This window comes from Kitasatospora sp. NPDC001683, from assembly GCF_053596495.1.
In genome coordinates this window covers 1-17,519 of the sequence record NZ_JBSFGK010000025.1, presented here as the reverse complement: position 1 = coordinate 17,519, position 17,519 = coordinate 1, and the positions used below count along the sequence as shown (strand labels likewise).

Annotated in this window: 15 protein-coding genes; 12 read left to right on the top strand and 3 right to left on the bottom strand. The window is 70.8% G+C overall.

The annotated features are described in order from the left end of the window. Window positions 1–4 precede the first annotated feature (4 nt). From nuoL to ACWCYO_RS15900, 7 genes are all read left to right on the top strand, one after another. Entirely contained in the window at window positions 5–1,918 is a 1,914-nt protein-coding gene (nuoL, locus tag ACWCYO_RS15930; protein ID WP_270144768.1) for an NADH-quinone oxidoreductase subunit L, read from the top strand. Between the two features lie 34 nt (window positions 1,919–1,952). Then, entirely contained in the window at window positions 1,953–3,635 is a 1,683-nt protein-coding gene (locus ACWCYO_RS15925) for an NADH-quinone oxidoreductase subunit M (protein WP_449784541.1), read from the top strand. Beyond that, window positions 3,632–5,266, top strand: a complete 1,635-nt coding sequence (nuoN, locus tag ACWCYO_RS15920) for an NADH-quinone oxidoreductase subunit NuoN (protein ID WP_449784540.1) — start codon at window positions 3,632–3,634, stop codon at window positions 5,264–5,266. The genes ACWCYO_RS15925 and nuoN overlap by 4 nt, the downstream gene beginning before the upstream one ends. 251 nt (window positions 5,267–5,517) lie before the next feature. Further along, the gene (locus tag ACWCYO_RS15915; RefSeq protein ID WP_270144761.1) at window positions 5,518–6,528 is read left to right on the top strand and encodes a polyprenyl synthetase family protein; all 1,011 of its coding nucleotides are present in this window, start codon (window positions 5,518–5,520) and stop codon (window positions 6,526–6,528) included. 104 nt (window positions 6,529–6,632) lie between these two features. After that, window positions 6,633–7,295, top strand: a complete 663-nt coding sequence (locus ACWCYO_RS15910) for a response regulator transcription factor (protein ID WP_270144760.1) — start codon at window positions 6,633–6,635, stop codon at window positions 7,293–7,295. 222 nt (window positions 7,296–7,517) lie between these two features. Continuing rightward, entirely contained in the window at window positions 7,518–9,473 is a 1,956-nt protein-coding gene (locus tag ACWCYO_RS15905; RefSeq protein WP_270144759.1) for a 2-oxoacid:acceptor oxidoreductase subunit alpha, read from the top strand. 100 nt (window positions 9,474–9,573) lie between these two features. Further along, entirely contained in the window at window positions 9,574–10,644 is a 1,071-nt protein-coding gene (locus tag ACWCYO_RS15900) for a 2-oxoacid:ferredoxin oxidoreductase subunit beta (protein ID WP_270144758.1), read from the top strand. Window positions 10,645–10,700: 56 nt separating this feature from the next. On the opposite strand, the gene ACWCYO_RS15895 is transcribed toward ACWCYO_RS15900, so the two are convergent. Continuing rightward, entirely contained in the window at window positions 10,701–11,081 is a 381-nt protein-coding gene (locus tag ACWCYO_RS15895; protein WP_449784539.1) for a VOC family protein, read from the bottom strand. 177 nt (window positions 11,082–11,258) lie between these two features. Here ACWCYO_RS15895 and ACWCYO_RS15890 point away from each other — a divergent pair, with 177 nt between their 5' ends. From ACWCYO_RS15890 to ACWCYO_RS15875, 4 genes are read left to right on the top strand one after another with little or no spacing between them, the layout of a single operon-like run. Beyond that, window positions 11,259–11,555: a type VII secretion target gene (locus ACWCYO_RS15890; RefSeq protein WP_270144756.1), complete on the top strand. Its 297-nt coding sequence runs from the start codon at window positions 11,259–11,261 to the stop codon at window positions 11,553–11,555. A 26-nt stretch (window positions 11,556–11,581) separates the two neighbouring features. Beyond that, a complete protein-coding gene (locus ACWCYO_RS15885; RefSeq protein ID WP_270144754.1) occupies window positions 11,582–13,171 on the top strand; it encodes a DUF2515 family protein in 1,590 nt (529 codons plus the stop codon). Beyond that, entirely contained in the window at window positions 13,168–13,791 is a 624-nt protein-coding gene (locus ACWCYO_RS15880) for a hypothetical protein (protein WP_449784538.1), read from the top strand. The genes ACWCYO_RS15885 and ACWCYO_RS15880 overlap by 4 nt, the downstream gene beginning before the upstream one ends. Window positions 13,792–13,804: 13 nt before the next feature. Beyond that, window positions 13,805–14,287 (top strand): hypothetical protein, encoded by a 483-nt coding sequence (locus ACWCYO_RS15875; RefSeq protein ID WP_270144750.1) that lies wholly within the window; start codon window positions 13,805–13,807, stop codon window positions 14,285–14,287. A 49-nt stretch (window positions 14,288–14,336) separates the two neighbouring features. Here the strand turns inward: ACWCYO_RS15875 and ACWCYO_RS15870 are convergent, their stop codons facing one another. Both ACWCYO_RS15870 and ACWCYO_RS15865 read right to left on the bottom strand, forming a co-directional pair. After that, the gene (locus tag ACWCYO_RS15870; protein WP_449784537.1) at window positions 14,337–16,007 is read right to left on the bottom strand and encodes an LCP family protein; all 1,671 of its coding nucleotides are present in this window, start codon (window positions 16,005–16,007) and stop codon (window positions 14,337–14,339) included. Then, window positions 16,000–16,350, bottom strand: a complete 351-nt coding sequence (locus ACWCYO_RS15865) for a DUF6542 domain-containing protein (RefSeq protein WP_449784536.1) — start codon at window positions 16,348–16,350, stop codon at window positions 16,000–16,002. Before ACWCYO_RS15865 ends, ACWCYO_RS15870 begins: the two co-directional genes overlap by 8 nt. A 417-nt stretch (window positions 16,351–16,767) precedes the next feature. Between ACWCYO_RS15865 and ACWCYO_RS15860 the strand changes: the two genes are divergently transcribed. Then, a complete protein-coding gene (locus ACWCYO_RS15860) occupies window positions 16,768–17,415 on the top strand; it encodes a TetR/AcrR family transcriptional regulator (protein ID WP_270144744.1) in 648 nt (215 codons plus the stop codon). The last annotated feature ends 104 nt before the right edge of the window (window positions 17,416–17,519 follow it).

Sequence of the window (17,519 nt, the reverse complement as noted above, 5' to 3'; positions counted from 1 at the left end):
CTCGGTGAACTCTCTCATTCCGCTGCTGGTGGCGGCTCCGCTGGCCGGCGCCGCCCTGCTGCTGCTCGGCGGCCGGGCACTGGACCGGTCCGGCCACTGGCTGGCCACCGCGCTCGCCGCGCTCTCGTTCGGCTTCGGCCTGGTGCTGTTCTCGGACATGCTCGGCCGTGACGCCGAGCACCGGGCGGTGACGCAGCACCTGTTCAGCTGGGTGCCGGTGAACGCCTTCCAGGCGGACGTCTCGTTCCGGCTCGACCAGTTGTCGATGACCTTCGTGCTGCTGATCACCGGGGTGGGCACGCTGATCCACCTGTACTCGGTGGGCTACATGGCGCACGACGAGCGCCGGCGTCGCTTCTTCGCGTACCTGAACCTGTTCCTGGCCGCCATGCTGCTGCTGGTGGTGGCGGACAACTACCTGCTGCTGTACTTCGGTTGGGAGGGCGTGGGCCTGGCCTCGTACCTGCTGATCGGCTTCTGGCAGCACAAGCCGAGCGCGGCGACGGCGGCGAAGAAGGCCTTCATCGTCAACCGGGTCGGCGACATGGGCCTGTCGATCGCGATCATGCTGATGTTCGCGGAGTTCGGCTCCTTCGCCTTCACCCCGATCCTCGGTTCAGAAGGCACGGTCGGGGCGGCGCACCAGGCGAGCGAGGGCAAGCTGACGGCGATCGGCCTGATGCTGCTGCTGGCGGCCTGCGGCAAGTCGGCGCAGGTGCCGCTGCAGTCCTGGCTCGGGGACGCGATGGAGGGCCCGACCCCGGTCTCGGCCCTGATCCACGCGGCCACCATGGTGACCGCCGGGGTCTACCTGATCACCCGTTCCTCGGTGATCTTCGACCTGGCGCCGGACGCCCGGACCGCCGTGGTGGTGGTCGGCGCGGTGACGCTGCTGTTCGGTGCGATCGTCGGTTGTGCCAAGGACGACATCAAGAAGGCGCTGGCCGGCTCGACCATGTCGCAGATCGGCTACATGGTGCTGGCGGCCGGTCTCGGCCCGATCGGCTACGTCTTCGCGATCATGCACCTGGTGACCCACGGCTTCTTCAAGGCCGGGCTGTTCCTCGGCGCCGGGTCGGTCATGCACGGCATGAACGACGAGGTGGACATGCGTCACTACGGCGGTCTGCGCAAGTACATGCCGTGGACCTTCGCCACCTTCGGCATCGGCTACCTGGCCATCATCGGCTTCCCGGGCCTGTCCGGCTTCTTCTCCAAGGACCGGATCATCGAGGCGGCCTTCGCCGAGGGCGGCACCGAGGGCTGGATCCTCGGCCTGTGCGCGCTGGTCGGCGCGGCGATCACCGCGTTCTACATGACCCGGGTGATGCTGCTGACCTTCTTCGGCGAGAAGCGCTGGCAGCCCGACGAGGAGGGCAACCTCCCGCACCCGCACGAGGCGCCGAAGACCATGGTCATCCCGATGGTGCTGCTGGCCGTCGGCTCGGCCTTCGCGGGCGCGCTGTTCGACGTCAACGACCGGTTCCTGAAGTGGCTGGAGCCGGTCACCGGCCACAGCGAGGGCAATTCCCCGCTCGGCTCGTGGACCGTCACCGGGCTGACCACCGCCTGCATGCTGGCCGGCCTCGGCCTCGCGTACGTGATGTACGGGCGCTCGTCCGTCCCGGTGGTGCCGCCGGTCGGCTCCCCGCTCACCCGGGCCGCCCGCCGCGACCTGCTGCAGGACGACTTCAACCACGCCGTGCTGGTGCGGCCGGGCTCGGCGCTCACCGCGACCCTGGTCTTCTTCGACAGCCGCGGCCTGGACGGCCTCGTCAACGGCCTGGCCGCGCTCATCGGGGGCCTGTCCGGCCGGCTGCGGCGGGTCCAGAACGGCTTCGTCCGCTCGTACGCGCTCTCCATGTTCGGCGGCACGCTGGTGCTGGTCGCCTCGACTCTCCTGATGAGGTCCGTCTGATGAATCGCGCAGATTCCACCTGGGGGGTGCGGCCGTGAGCGTCCTGCTGACCACCACCTGCGCCGTCCCGGCGGCCGGCGCGGTGCTGACCGCCGCCCTGCCCGCCGGGGCCACCGAGGCCCGGCGCCGCACCACCAAGACCGTCGCGCTGGCCGTCTCGGCGGTCACCCTGGTGCTGGCCGCCGCCGTGGCGCTGCGGTTCGACCCGCACGGCGCCCGCTACCAGCTGACCGAGTCCTACGGCTGGATCCGTTCCTTCGGCATCACCTTCTCGCTCGGCGTGGACGGCATCGGCGCGGTGCTGGCCCTGCTGACGGCCGTCCTGGTGCCGATGGTGATGCTGGCCTCCTGGCACGACGCCGACCCGCCCTCCTTGCCCGCCAACGGGCTGGGGGCACCTCCCGGCCGCCAGGCTGGGGGAGAGGGGCCCAGCCCGGCCGCACCGGACGGGACCTTCGAGAACAGGCGGCGCACCCAGGGCTTCTTCGCCCTGATCCTGGCGGTGGAGGCGATGGTGATCGTCTCCTTCTACGCCACCGACGTCTTCCTGTTCTACGTGTTCTTCGAAGCCATGCTGATCCCGATGTACTTCCTGATCGGCGGCTTCGGCGACCGGGCGGGCGGCCCGGAGTCCGCGCGCCAGCGCTCCTACGCGGCCGTCAAGTTCCTGCTGTACAACCTGCTCGGCGGCCTGGTGATGCTGGCCGCCGTGATCGGCCTGTACGTGGTCGCCCAGGACCAGGGTCTGGGCACCTTCGACCTGCCCACGCTGACCGACGCGATCGCCGGCGGCAGCCTGAAGCTGTCCGGCACCGCGCAGAACGCGCTGTTCCTCGGCTTCTTCTTCGCCTTCGCGGTGAAGGCCCCGCTGTGGCCGCTGCACACCTGGCTGCCGAACGCGATGGGCGAGGCCACCGCCGGAACCGCCGTGCTGATCACCGCGGTGGTGGACAAGGTCGGCACCTTCGCGATGCTGCGCTTCTGCCTCGGGCTGTTCCCGGACGCCTCGAAGACCTTCGCCCCGGCGATCCTGGTGCTGTCGCTGATCGGGATCGTCTACGGCGCGCTGCTGGCGGTCGGTCAGAAGGACATCAAGCGGCTGGTCGCCTACGCCTCGATCTCGCACTTCGGCTTCATCATCATGGGCATCTTCGCGCTGACCAGTCAGGGCCAGAGCGGTGCGACCCTGTACATGGTCAACCACGGCCTGTCCACCGCCGCGTGGATGCTGGTGGCCGGCTTCCTGATCTCCCGGCGCGGCTCGCGGATGATCGCCGACTACGGCGGGGTGCAGAAGGTCGCCCCGGTGCTCGCCGGGACGTTCCTGATCGGCAGCCTGGCCACCCTGTCGCTGCCGGGACTGGCCCCGTTCGTCAGCGAGTTCCTGGTGCTGGTGGGCACCTTCACCCGCTACCCGGTGATCGGCGTGATCGCCACCATCGGCATCGTGCTGGCCGCGCTGTACGCCCTGCTGCTGTACCAGCGCACCATGACCGGCCCGGTGAAGGAGGGCGTGCGGTCGATGCCCGACCTCAAGGTCCGCGAACTGGCCGTGGTGGCGCCGCTGGTGGCGCTGACCATCCTGCTCGGCGTCTACCCCAAGCCGCTCACCGACCTGGTGAACCCGTCGGTGAACGCGACGCTCTCGCAGGTCCACCGGACCGACCCGGCGCCGGCCCACCCGGTCGCCGCCACCTCAGGAGGTGAGCAGAAGTGAGTGCCAGCGCAGTGCTCGCCGCCGCCGGCGGCAGCACCCCGAGCATCCCCGCACCGCACATCGAGTACGGCCAACTCTCCCCGATGCTGGTGGTGTTCGGCGCCGCCGTGGCCGGCATCCTGGTCGAGGCGTTCGTCCCCCGCAGGTTCCGCCACTGGAGTCAGGTCTCGCTCGCCCTGGTCGGGCTGGTCGGCGCCTTCGTCGCCGTGGTGGTGCTGGCCGCGCAGGGCCACGCGCCCCGGATCGACCTGCTGGCCATGGAGTCGGTCGCGCTGGACGGCCCGGCGCTGTTCCTGCAGGGCGTGATCCTGCTGGTCGCGGTCGTCACGGTGCTCACCTACGCCGAGCGCAGGCTGGAGCCGAAGGCCGGCGGCGCGCCCGCCGACGCCTTCGCCGCCCAGGCGGCCGCCACCCCGGGCGGGGAGCAGGAGCGGGCCGCGATCCGGGCCGGCTTCACCACCACCGAGGTCTTCCCGCTGACCATGTTCGCGGTCGGCGGCATGCTGCTCTTCCCGGCCGCCAACGACCTGCTGACCATGTTCGTGGCGCTGGAGGTCTTCTCCCTGCCGCTGTACCTGCTCTGCGCGCTGGCCCGGCGCCGCCGGCTGCTGTCCCAGGAGGCGGCGGTCAAGTACTTCCTGCTCGGCGCCTTCGCCTCGGCGTTCTTCCTGTTCGGCACCGCGCTGCTGTACGGCTACGCCGGCAGCGTGAAGCTCGGCGACATCGCGGACGTCGTCTCCGGCAAGGCGATGACCACCCCGGCGCAGCTGAGCACCACCCAGAGCGACGTGCTGCTGCTGACCGGTCTGGCGATGCTGGCGGTGGGCCTGCTGTTCAAGGTCGGCGCGGTGCCGTTCCACTCCTGGACCCCGGACGTCTACCAGGGCGCGCCGACCCCGGTGACCGGTTTCATGGCCTCGGCGACCAAGGTCGCGGCCTTCGGGGCGTTCCTGCGGCTGTTCTACGTGGCCTTCCCGGGGCTGCGGCTGGACTGGCGCCCGGTGCTGTGGGGCGTGGCGATCCTGACCATGGTGGTCGGCGCGGTGCTGGCGGTGACCCAGCAGGACGTCAAGCGGCTGCTGGCGTACTCCTCGATCGCGCACGCCGGGTTCATCCTGACCGGGGTGATCGCGGTCAACAAGCAGGGGCTGTCCTCGGTGCTGTTCTACCTGGCGGCGTACTCCTTCGTGACGCTCGGCGCCTTCGCCGTGGTCACCCTGGTGCGGGACTCCAAGGGCGAGGCGACCCACCTGTCCAGCTGGGCCGGGCTCGGCCGGCGTTCGCCGCTGGTGGCGGCGGTGTTCGCGCTGTTCCTGCTGGCCTTCGCCGGGATCCCGCTGACCTCGGGTTTCACCGGGAAGTTCGCGGTGTTCCAGGCGGCGGCGGCCGGCGGCGCGACGCCGCTGGTGATCGTCGGTGTGCTGAGCTCGGCGGTGGCCGCGTTCTTCTACATCCGGGTGATCGTGCTGATGTTCTTCTCCGACCCGAAGCCGGGCGGCCCGACGGTGGCGATCCCGAGCGCCTTCACGGCGACCGCGATCGGGGTGGGGGTGCTGGTCACGCTGGGCCTGGGCCTGCTGCCGCAGTACTTCCTGGACCTCGCCTCCAAGGCCTCTCTGTTCGCATACTGACCGTCATGGTCGGTTTGCTGGAGATCGGTCCGGATGCCCGGGCCGATCTCCAGCCTTTATTTCCGGATGAATTCGCCCCCACCGCCGCTTCGCCCACGAAGGCCTCCTGACCAGGGGTTCCGGCGCGGGCATGACGGGATCCGCACGCCCGTGCAGTGATCCACTCGCGACCGGATACCCTGCCTGTATGGCCAGCGGCGGCACTCAGGGACCAGGCCGCTAGATCGACCAGGGACAGAGGAGTGGTCTTCGTGACCGTCGTGGGACCCTTCGGGCTCAGCGTGCAGGACCGCGACCTGACCCGTGACGTCCAGATCGGACTGGACGCGGTGGAGGCGGCGCTCGCCGAGGCCGTCAAGTGCGACGTCCCCTTCATCACCGTCACCGCCAGCCACCTGCTCGAGGCCGGCGGCAAGCGCTTCCGCCCGCTGCTCCTGCTGCTGGCCGCCCAGTTCGGCGACCCCGGCGCGCCCGGCGTGGTGCCGGCCGCGGTGGTGGTCGAGCTGACCCACCTGGCCACGCTGTACCACGACGACGTGATGGACGAGGCCCCGGTGCGCCGCGGGACGGAGAGCGCCAACTCCCGCTGGGACAATTCGGTGGCCATCCTCACCGGCGACTTCCTGTTCTCCCGCGCCTCCCAGGTGCTGGCCGACCTCGGCCCGGCGGCGGTGCGGATGCAGGCCGAGGCCTTCGAGCGGCTGGTCACCGGCCAGATCCTGGAGACCCGCGGACCCGGCCCGGACGGGGACCCGCTGCTGCACTACCTGGACGTGCTGGAGGGCAAGACCGGCTCGCTGATCGCCGTCTCCTGCCGGATAGGAGCGCTGGTGGCCGGCGCCGAGCCGTGGCTGGTGGAGACCCTCGGCGAGTTCGGCGAGCGGATCGGCATCGCCTTCCAGCTGGCCGACGACGTGCTGGACATCGCCAGCGACGGCCACGAGTCCGGCAAGACCCCCGGCACCGACCTGCGCGAGGGCGTGCCCACCCTGCCGACCCTGCTGCTGCAGCAGATGCCGGCCGACCCGTCCGACCCCGACGACACCCGGCTGCGCGAACTGCTCACCCAGGACCTCTCCGACGACGACCTGCACGCCGAGGCGCTGCGCCTGCTGCGCGCCCACCCCGCGCTGGAGCGCGCCCGCCGGGAGACCCTGCGGCACGCCGAGGAGGCCCGGGCGCTGCTGGCCCCGCTGCCGGACTGCGCGGCGAAGGCGGCCCTGGACGGGCTGTGCGACGCGGTGGCGATCCGCACGATGTGACCGGTCCCGGGCGGTCCGGGAGCCGGTCCACGGTCGGCGCCCACGGCACCGCCGGGATGGGGGAGACTGGCTCCCGTCAGCTCACGCCTGCCCGGAAGGTCACCATGCGTCGCGTCGTCATCGCCGAGGACTCCGTACTGCTGCGGGAAGGTCTGACCCGGCTGCTCACCGACCGCGGCCTGGAGGTCGTGGCGGGTGTCGGGGACGGCGCCGCCCTGGTGAAGACCATCCACGACCTGGCGGCCTGCGACGCCCTGCCGGACGTGGTGGTCTCGGACGTGCGGATGCCCCCGACCCACACCGACGAGGGCCTGCGCGCCTGCGTGGAGCTGCGCGGGCGCTACCCGCAGCTGGGCGTGCTGGTGCTGTCGCAGTTCGTGGAGGAGCGCTACGCCTCCGAGCTGCTGGCCGGCTCGACCCGGGGCGTCGGCTACCTGCTGAAGGACCGGGTCGCCGAGGTGCGCGAGTTCGCCGACGCGGTGGTGCGGGTCGCCGAGGGCGGCACCGCACTGGACCCGGAGGTGGTGCAGCAGTTGCTCAGCCGCAGCCGCAAGGGCGACGTTCTGGCCAATCTCACGCCGCGCGAGCGCGAGGTGCTCGGCCTGATGGCGGAGGGGCGCACCAACGCGGCGGTGGCCAAGCAGCTGGTGGTCTCGGACGGCGCCGTGGAGAAGCACGTCAGCAACATCTTCCTCAAGCTCGGCCTGGCGCAGAGCCCGGAGGACCACCGCCGGGTGCTCGCGGTGCTCACCTACCTGAACTCGTAGCCGGGGGCTTCCGGCCCGGGTGCGGCGGGCCTGGTCCGTGCGCGGAATGATCTCCGGCGGTCGTGCGTTGTGGTGAGGTGCGGTACGAGCGTGGGCGGGTGAATTTCCTGCCGGAGTTCCGGCCGGGCTCGTGTACGCGCGCATAGGATGCGAGCGGTGCACCAGGCGGACGGGGCACGGGGCCACGCCCGCGGTGGTGTGCCCACGAGGAGGTCCGCGGCAGTGACCAGTCAGGTCGATCAGTCAGAGGCAGTGGACGGATCGGACGGCGGCGAGGGTCGTACGGGTCCCGCTCCAGGGGGCCCGCCGGAGAAGCGCGCCAAGCCCGTTCGCAGACTCGACCGGGTGATCATCCGGTTCGCCGGTGACTCCGGTGACGGCATGCAGCTCACCGGTGACCGGTTCACCTCGGAGACGGCCGCGTTCGGCAACGACCTCTCCACGCTGCCGAACTTCCCGGCCGAGATCCGGGCGCCCGCCGGGACGCTGCCGGGAGTGTCGTCCTTCCAACTGCACTTCGCCGACCACGACATCCTCACCCCGGGCGACGCCCCGAACGTGCTGGTGGCGATGAACCCGGCCGCCCTGAAGGCGAACCTGCCGGACCTGCCGCGCGGCGCGCAGATCATCGTCAACACCGACGAGTTCACCAAGCGCGCGCTGGCGAAGGTCGGTTACCCGGCGGATCCGCTCGGCGACGGTTCGCTGGACGGCTTCCACCTGCACAAGGTGCCGCTCACCACGCTGACCCTGGAGGCGCTCAAGGACAGCGGACTGGCCCGCAAGGACGCCGAGCGGGCGAAGAACATGTTCGCCCTGGGGCTGCTGTCCTGGATGTACCACCGGCCCACCCACGGCACCGAGGCCTTCCTGCGCGGCAAGTTCGCCAAGAAGCCGCAGATCGCCGAGGCGAACATCAGCGCCTTCCGGGCGGGCTGGAACTTCGGCGAGACCACCGAGTCCTTCGCGGTCTCCTACGAGGTGGCACCGGCCAAGCTCCCGGCCGGGCGCTACCGCAACATCTCCGGCAACCTGGCGCTGTCCTACGGGCTGATCGCCGCCGCGCAGCGCTCCGGCCTGCCGCTCTACCTGGGGTCGTACCCGATCACCCCGGCCTCGGACATCCTGCACGAGCTGTCGAAGCACAAGAACTTCGGGGTGCGCACCTTCCAGGCCGAGGACGAGATCGCCGGCATCGGCGCGGCGCTCGGCGCGGCCTTCGGCGGGGCGCTCGGCGTGACCACCACCTCCGGGCCGGGCGTGGCGCTGAAGTCCGAGACGATCGGCCTGGCGGTCTCGCTGGAACTGCCGCTGCTGGTGGTGGACATCCAGCGCGGCGGCCCGTCCACCGGCCTGCCGACCAAGACCGAGCAGGCGGACCTGCTGCAGGCGATGTTCGGGCGCAACGGCGAGGCGCCGGTGCCGATCGTGGCCCCGGCCACGCCCGCCGAGTGCTTCGACGCGGCGCTGGAGGCGGCCCGGATCGCGGTGACCTACCGGACCCCGGTGTTCCTGCTCTCGGACGGCTACCTGGCGAACGGCTCGGAGCCGTGGCGGATCCCCGAGGTCGGTGAACTGCCGGAGATCGACCCGAAGTTCGCGACGCGGCCGAACCGCGAGGACGGCGCCTTCTGGCCGTACCTGCGGGACCCGCACACCCTGGCCCGCCCCTGGGCGGTGCCCGGCACGGCCGGGCTGGAGCACCGGATCGGCGGCATCGAGAAGCAGGACGGCACGGGCAACATCTCCTACGACCCGGCCAACCACGACTTCATGGTCCGCACCCGGCAGGCCAAGGTCGACGGCATCACGGTCAAGCCGGTGGAGGTCGACGACCCGACCGGCGACGCCCGGGTGCTGGTGCTCGGCTGGGGCTCGACCTACGGGCCGATCACCGCGGCGGTGCGCCGGGTGCGCGCGGACGGCGGCGAGATCGCCCAGGCGCACCTGCGCAACCTCAACCCGTTCCCGGCCAACCTGGGCGCGGTGCTGCGCAGTTACGAGAAGGTCATCGTGCCCGAGATGAACCTCGGGCAGCTCGCGCTGCTGCTGCGGGCGAAGTACCTGGTGGACGCCGAGTCCTACAACCAGGTGCGCGGACTGCCCTTCAAGGCGGCGCAGTTGGCGGACGTGCTGTGGGCGGCGATCGGCAGCCTGGACGAGGAGGACCACCGATGAGCGAGCGATGGGGGTACCCCCGGCCGAAGGCTGGGGGAGAGCGAACCACCAAGAGGCGCGCGTGGGCGAATGCCCCTGCCGAGCGGAGCGAGGCGAGCGCATGAGCGACATCGACTCCGGGAAGCGCGGCTTCCCGTCGCTGCGGCTGGTGCCGAAGGCCGAAGGGCCGCAGAGCGCCCGGGACTTCAAGACCGACCAGGAGGTGCGCTGGTGCCCCGGCTGCGGGGACTACGCGATCCTGGCGGCGGTGCAGGGCTTCATGCCGGAGCTCGGCGTCAAGCGCGAGAACACCGTGTTCGTCTCCGGCATCGGCTGCTCCTCGCGCTTCCCGTACTACATGAACACCTACGGGGTGCACTCGATCCACGGCCGGGCGCCGGCGATCGCGACCGGGCTGGCCTCCTCCCGGCGGGACCTGAACGTGTGGGTGGTGACCGGGGACGGTGACGCGCTGTCGATCGGCGGCAACCACCTGATCCACGCCCTGCGACGGAACGTCAATCTGAAGATCCTGCTGTTCAACAACCGGATCTACGGCCTCACCAAGGGCCAGTACTCGCCGACCAGCGAGCTCGGCAAGATCACCAAGTCCACCCCGATGGGTTCGCTGGACGCGCCGTTCAACCCGCTGTCGCTGGCGATCGGCGCCGAGGCCTCCTTCGTCGCCCGCACCATCGACTCGGACCGCCAGCACCTGCAGTCGGTGCTGCGGGCGGCGGCCGAGCACGAGGGCACGGCGCTGGTGGAGATCTACCAGAACTGCAACATCTTCAACGACGGCGCCTTCGAGGTGCTGAAGGAGCCCGGCACCCGCGACGAGGCGCTGATCCGGCTGGAGCACGGGCAGGCCATCCGTTTCGGTGCCGAGCTCGCCAACGGCGTCTTCCGGGGTGAGGACGGCGAGTTGTTCACCGCTCCGGTCACGCCGGAGAACGAGGCGCGGGTGCTGGTGCACGACGCCCACGCGGCCAGTCCGGCCGGCGCCTTCGCGCTCTCCCGGATCGCCGACGCGGACACCCTGCACCACACGCCGATCGGCGTGCTCCGCGACGTCCGGCGGCCGGTCTACGACGAGCTGATGGAGAGCCAGCTGGCCACCGCCGCCGCCCACCGCGGCCCGGGCGACCTGGCGACCCTGCTCGCGGGCAACGACACCTGGACCGTGGACTGACCACCCCCGCCCACGAGTTGGCGCCCCCGTCCGCTACCGGACGGGGGCGCCGTCGTTTACCTGTCCGCCCACTCGACCAGTTCGACCACGACCCCGTTCGGGTCGGTGACCTGGAAGAGCTTCTCGCCCCACGGCTCCTCGCGCAGCGGCAGGGTGATCGCGACCCGCTCGCCGCGCAGCCGCTCCTCCTCCCCGGCGATGTCCTCGACGGTGAACGCCAGGATCACCCCGTCCGCCGTCCGGTGCCGCTGGTCCTCGGGCAGGACCTCCAGGCCGCGTCGCAGATAGACGACGTTGACCCCGCCGCCGGGGTGGCCGAGCGAGACGAAGCCGTCGGCGGACATCAGCTCGGTGTAGCCGAAGTGCCGCTGGAGGAAGGCGGCGGAGGTGGTGACGTCCTCGACGGTCAGGGTGACGACGGTGCTGGTGATCTGCATGGGCGGAGCCCTCTCGTCGGTGAGCGCGATTATCCCGTACGCAGTACACTATACACAGTACGGAGAATCTCGCCAGGGAGATCCACTCATTCGTGCCCATGTTCGAGAAAGTCCGGCGGTGATCCGCACGGCGCCGCTAGTGTTGAGGGATCGCATCGAGCATGGGGGGCCGATCCGATGTCGGACGCCGGATTCGAGGTTTCGCCGGAGCAGTTGAGGTCCTCGGCGGCCAACGCTTCGTCCATCACCGCAGGGCTGGCCAAGCCGGCCCAGGCCGCGAGCACCGCCTCGGGGAACGCCGAGACGGCCCTGGAGGGCTGGCAGGTGTCTGGGCAGCTGGCCGCCGTGGTGACCGCGTGGACCCAGGGAGTGGAGAAGATCCGTACCGCGCTGGGCGCGGACGAGGAGGCGCTCCGCACGGCCGCCGACAACTACGGCAAGACAGACCACGGGTCTGCCAAGGCCCTCGAATAGGACGACAGGGAAAAAGGGGGGCTCCCGTGGTGGACTTCGCGCGCCTGCGTGACGTGAAACTGGAGTCGGTGACGGAGTCCGGCAAGGACTGGCAGGCCGTCGCCAAGGCGTTCGACCAGGCGCGGCAGCACATCGAGGAGTCGGTGCTGAAACCGCTCGGGACCTGGACCGGCCCCGCCGCGACCGGCGCCCGGCACTCCTTCGGCCAGCAGGAGTTGCAGCTGCAGGTGGCCGCGCTGGAACTCCAGGCGGTCCAACAGGTGTTGGACGGCTTCGTCCAGGCGGTGACCGCCGCCCAGCAGGAACTGCAGTGGGCGCTGACGGAGGCGAGCAGGCGCGGCCTCACGGTCGACGCGAACGGCACCGTCACCGCCACGCCGACACCGGTCGACCAGCTGCCGAAGAACGCGGCGCTCCGGCAGGAGGCCGCCGACTCCTACCGGGCCGAGGTCGCCGCCGCCACCGCTCTCACCACCGACATCGCCGCCGCCGTCCAGGCCGCCACCCGGGCGGACGCCAAGTGCGCGGCCGAACTGGGCAAGCTGGCAGCGGAGTCCAAGCTTCTGGACGGCAGCGGGCGCACCGGCCTGGCGGGCGCGGTTCAGCTCGCCGCCAAGGACCTCGGCGAGGCCACCCGGCTCGCCGGGACCGTCGAGGGGGACGCGATACCCACCGACCCGGCCGCCCGGGCCGCCTGGTGGGGCGCGCTGTCGCCGGACCAGCGGAACCTGTTCCTGGACGCGGCGCCGTGGAAGGTCCAGGGGCTGCCCGGGGTGCCGAAGCTGGAGGACTACTACAGGCAACTCGCCATGCGGAAGGCCGGGATCGACCCGTCGAAGTGGAACCCGGACAAGGGCCTGGACTTCAACGACGAGACCGTGCAGAAGGTCTACGCCTGGTACCAGAAGCTGTGGGACGAGAACCCGGACTTCCAGTGGGCCGGCATGGCCAAGCTGGCCGGAGCCCCGGTGTACGGGGGGATCCACGACCTCGACGAGTTCATCAAGGGCGCGAACGTGGGCGGGCTGGCCACCCCGCTGATGGGGCCGTTGGCCACCATGAGCACGGACGAGGTGCAGTGGTTCGAGAACAAGTTCCTGAGCATGCAGAAGGACATCTTCGACGACGTCGGCTCCATGCATGCCGCGTACCAGCAGTACGGCATGGCCGGCATCGAGGCGTTGCAGCAGCAGGACGTGAACAAGTACCCGAAGGAACTGGTCGATGCCTGGCGGGACATCGACTCGGGTGATCCGAAGCGGGTGGCGGCAGGGAACGCCGCACTGCTGGAACGTGAGCAGACCAAGGTGCTGCCGGGCTCCTACCAGGCCGTGGAGAACCACCACGGCCCGGTCGGGGAGACCTTCGCCGAGGTGCTGTCGGCCATGACCAAGTCGCCGATCCCGGGCAGCAAGTCCTTCAGCGACTACTACGGCGGTGAATGGTCGACCTGGTGGGACGATCGGTATGTGACCGACACCAACGATCGGATGGACTGGATCCGCAAGGACATGCTGCCCAAGTACCAGCAGCTCCTGGCGAATCCGGTGGCGGCGAAGACGCTCATCGACACTCCGCTGCTCGACCGGGCCGAGCAGTACGAGATCCTGCCGTGACGGAGGGACGGCGGGTTCAACGCCTTGCCGCGGTGATCTGTGCCGGTCTGCTGGTCACCGGGTGTTCGCTGGTCGACAGGACACGTTCCGTCCACTGGGATCTGCGGAACTCGCATCGGGGCGCCGATCTTGGGGTCAAGCTGAACCCGCACAGTGGCCACGACTTCAACGACCTGGGCCCGCTGGACATCGATCTGCCGGGCGGTCAGCGCTTCCACGCCGACAAGATGTTCCTCGTGGTGGCGGCCACCCACGATGACGCCGAGAACATCGATGAACTCCTCTGCTGGTACCCCGAGATGCCGCTCGAAACGGCGTACAAGAAGGCTCTGGAACTTGCCCGGCAGTTCCACCTGAAGACCGACGGGATCGAGGACTTCCATCAGAATGTCCTGGATGACCTGGCGAAGGGCGACCGGGCGCGTCTCGGGTCTGAGGAGGGCGGGACCGACGCCCCGCTGTTGACTCCGGACGGCCCGCTCGTCGGTGTCAGTCTCAGGTACGAGACCGTCAACAACGGGCAGCCAGTGACCATCAAGATCAGTTTTGCCTGGGGCGACAACCTGAGGCTCACCCTCCGGGACCAGGCCACCCAGTCCGCCACCGCGACCCCACCCTGAACCGGAGCCCCTGTTGTCGTACGAGCAACCCGTCCACCCGGAGGCCGTCACCTGGAACCTCCGCACCGACCACCGCCGCAGCGACGTCGGCTGGCCCGGGGCCGTCCGGCGCCGCTGGCGCATCCCCACGGTGGCCGCGACCATCGCGCTGCCGGGCGGGCGCTGGTTCACCGGGCGGGTCGAGCTGCTGGCCACCGCCGAGGGGGAGACGCTCGACCTGGTCAGCGCGACCTTCCCGGCGGCCACGGTGGACGACGCCTACCGGCTGTCAGGCGAGTTGGCCGCGTACTGGGACCTGCCGGTCGAGCCCCTGGAAGCCTGGTACCGCGAGGTGCGGGTGGGGCTGGCGGCGGGGAAAGCGATCAACGACTTCGGGTTGAGCATCCGCGGCCCGCGGCTGGAGGCGCCGTCCGGGCCCACCGTGAACCTGGTGTTCCTGTTCGCGCCCGGCAGCCCGCGGCCGGTGCGGCCGGCGCTGTACTTCGAGTGGTCCTGAGCTGGTGCCCCGCCCGGACGGCGGGGCACCGGATCGATGACGGAAGTCGTCAGAAGACGCAGGGGATGCCGCCGTCGGACTCGGCGTCGACGCCGGGGCCCTGCATGGGGAGGTTGGCGGCGGGGTCGCCGGTGGGGGCGGGGCCGGCGGGGGTGGTGGGCTGGTCGGTGGCGACGCCGGTGAAGGTGGTGCCGAGGGTGACCACGACGTGGTCGGCGGTGACGGAGGCGGACTCGGTGGCGGTGACGCCGTAGCGGGCGGCGATCTGGTCGGCGGCGTCCTTGGCGCCCTTGCCGTAGGTGACCGTGGTGGCCTTCTGCTTGGTGCGCGCCGGGCCGGTCGTGCCCTCCTTGAATCCCATCGCGACCAGGGCCTTGGCCTCGGTGGCGGAGGAGACCCCGGGGGCGGAGGAGGCGTTGAACACCTCGACGGTGGCCGGGGCGACCGCCTTGGCCGGGGTGGTCGGGGTCGGCGAGGGGGCGGGGGCCTCGGTGGTCGGGACGTCGGTGGCGCCGTCGGCCGGGGCGGCGGCCGAGGCCGCGTCGGCGTAGCCGAACACCTGCTTGACCACCTTCTGGATCTTCGCCGGGGTGACCAGGTTGACGTCCTGGCCGTTCCTGGTGCCGAAGCCGTCGAAGGTCAGGGTGTTGAACTCGACGTTGCCGCCGGTCAGCGCCGGGGCCTGCTGGGCGAAGTCCAGGACGTTCCACTCGTTGTCGATCACCAGGTCCTTCTGGACGACGCCGAACAGGTCCTTGAGCTTGCCGATGTCGCTGATGATGCCGTCCTGCTTGAGCTTGTGCACGACGGAGGAGATGAAGGCCTGCTGGCGGTGGGTGCGGGCGAAGTCGCCGGTGTTGCCCTTGCCGTCGTCCAGGTTGTGGCGCTGGCGGACGAAGGCGAGCGCCTGGGAGGCGTTGAGGGTGTTGATGCCCTTCTTGAAGTCGGCGCCGGAGCCTTGGCCCTCCATGGCCGGGTCCTTGGTGTCGTGGGTCAGGCAGACCTGGATCGGCTCGACGGCCTTGGCGATGTCGTAGAAGCCCATCAGGTTGACCTCGGCGACGTGGTCGACGGGCTGGTTGACGAAGGTCTGGACGGTGCGGATGGTGGCCGCGCGGCCCTCGTCTCGGCCGGCCTTCTCCAGGTCGGCGCCCTTGAGTCCCTTGGCCTTCGAGCTGCCGTCGAACTTCTCCTTGGCGATCCCGTACGCCTCCTTGATCTTGTGCATGCCCTGCTGGGAGCCGTCCCCGTTGTAGGTCATGACGTAGTCGTCGCGCGGGATGGAGATCGCCTGCACCTTGCCGCCGCCCGCCGGTATGTGCAGCAGGATCAGCGAGTTGGTGTTGTAGCCGCCGACGTCCGAGCTGTGGCCGGCGTGCAGTTCGTCCTGGACGAACTGCGGAGGCAGGTCGGAGCCGTCCATGTTCTTGCGGCTGTCCAGGCCGATCAGCAGCAGGTTGACCGAGTTGTCCAGGTGCTTGGGGGCGTCCTTCTTGGTCTGCGCGATGGCGTTGGAGGTGGTCATCCCGTCGGTGAGGGACGTGTACTCGTACCAGACCACGCCGCTCGCCGCGAACACCGCGAAGCCGACCGTGGTGGCCGCCACCCGGCCGGCGATCAGCAGCGGGGAGCTCTTGCGGTCCGCCGGGGCCTGCGGGGCCTGCGCGGCCTTGCGGCCGACGGTCCGGCCGCCCTCCCGCTGCTCACGGTCGTCAGCCATGCCGCCTCCTCCGGTCCCGGACCACCCGGACCACGATCACCAGCAGGGCCGCCGCGGCGGCCTGCGCCATCACGGGGAAACCCTGGACGACCCACTTCGCGGAGCCGGTCGCCAGCTTGCTGCCCTGGTAGTCGGAAGTGTTCGCCGAGAACTCGACCACGGCCGTCACACCGAGCACGACCAGTGGGGACGCGGCGAGCACCCACCACCAGCCCCGGCGGGTGCTGAGCCCGGCCGCCAGGCCGGTGCCGAGCGCCGCGCAGACCGCGAAGGCCAGGCCCATGCCCGGCCCGGAGAGCTCGTCGATCACCGCGCCCACCAGCGGCAGCCCGACGGCCGCCACCCCAGGCAGCGTCGGCCCGCCGGAGAAGGGACGCTCGGGGCCGGTGGCGCGGCTCGTCGCCCGCCGCCGTGAACCCTGGTCGGACGACCGTCCTCGCTGCCCCGCCACTCACTCACCCCCGGGTGTTCCCGTGCTCGGCGCGCCACGTCGGCGCTGCGCCGGGTCACTGCGGGAGAGCGGTAGCGGCGCTGCCAGTACGGGACGCTGGTGTTCGGCCGGCCGGTTCCCGTTCTCGGTTTCCCGCTGCTGCTCGGGGGCAGGCACGTTTTCGGATTCGCTCTACAGAGGTGTAGAGATCGTACGCAGCATAGAGCACGCCTGTTCGGTGGCAAGTCCGCGTGAACGGGCCTGCAGACACTACACCGGGCAGTTTCTGAGACGGGTCGGCGGGGGCGCCGACGGAGAAGGAGGAGGGCCGTGGCGACCACAGGCGGAGCGGGACGACCGGAGAAGCGCAAGGCGATCACCCGGGCCGCGACGACGGTCTTCGGGCGTGAGGGCTACGTCCGGGCCAGCATGGACGCGATCGCGGCCGAGGCCGGGGTGTCCAAGCGCACGGTCTACAACCACTTCGCCGACAAGGAGACCCTCTTCCTGTCGGTGGCGCTCCGGAGCGCGGCGGAACTGACCGAACGGCTCGGGGAGTTGATGGCGAAGCACCTCGATCGGATGGTGGACCCGCGCCGCGGCCTGGTCGACTTCGCGGTCGAGCGGGCCGACGCCGTGCTCGCCGCGGGCGAGCACGGGGCGCTCGGCCGGGCCATCCGCGCCGAGGTGGCCAACATCCCGGCGGACGTGCTGGAGGCCTGGCTGGAAGCCGGTCCGGCGGCCGCCCAGCGGGACCTCGCGGAGCGCTTCGCGGCGCTCGCCGAGCGCGGGCTGCTGGCCGTCGTGGACGCGGAGCTGGCCGCCGAGCAGTTCACCCTGCTGACCTTCCACGGCGTGGCCGAGCGCTCCTTCTGGGGCGCGCTGCCGGTGGCCGGCGAGGAGGTCGAGCGGATCGCGGCGGCGGGCGTGGACGCCTTCCTGCGGATCCACGGCGGGCCGGCGGCGGCAGTGAAATGACCGGAATGACCGGTGGGGGGGGGGGCCCGCCGCCGCCCCCCCCCCCCCCCCCCCCGGTCGGAACATCCCCTTGAAGCCCCTTCCCCGGCGGTAAGGCTCGCCCC

Coding starts and splice junctions, on each gene's coding strand:
- ACWCYO_RS15910 (WP_270144760.1), top strand. CDS start 6,633: ATGCGTCGCGTCGTCATCGCCGAGGACTCCGTACTGCTGCGGGAAGGT.
- ACWCYO_RS15890 (WP_270144756.1), top strand. CDS start 11,259: ATGTCGGACGCCGGATTCGAGGTTTCGCCGGAGCAGTTGAGGTCCTCG.
- ACWCYO_RS15870 (WP_449784537.1), bottom strand. CDS start 16,007: ATGGCTGACGACCGTGAGCAGCGGGAGGGCGGCCGGACCGTCGGCCGC.
- ACWCYO_RS15900 (WP_270144758.1), top strand. CDS start 9,574: ATGAGCGACATCGACTCCGGGAAGCGCGGCTTCCCGTCGCTGCGGCTG.
- ACWCYO_RS15895 (WP_449784539.1), bottom strand. CDS start 11,081: ATGCAGATCACCAGCACCGTCGTCACCCTGACCGTCGAGGACGTCACC.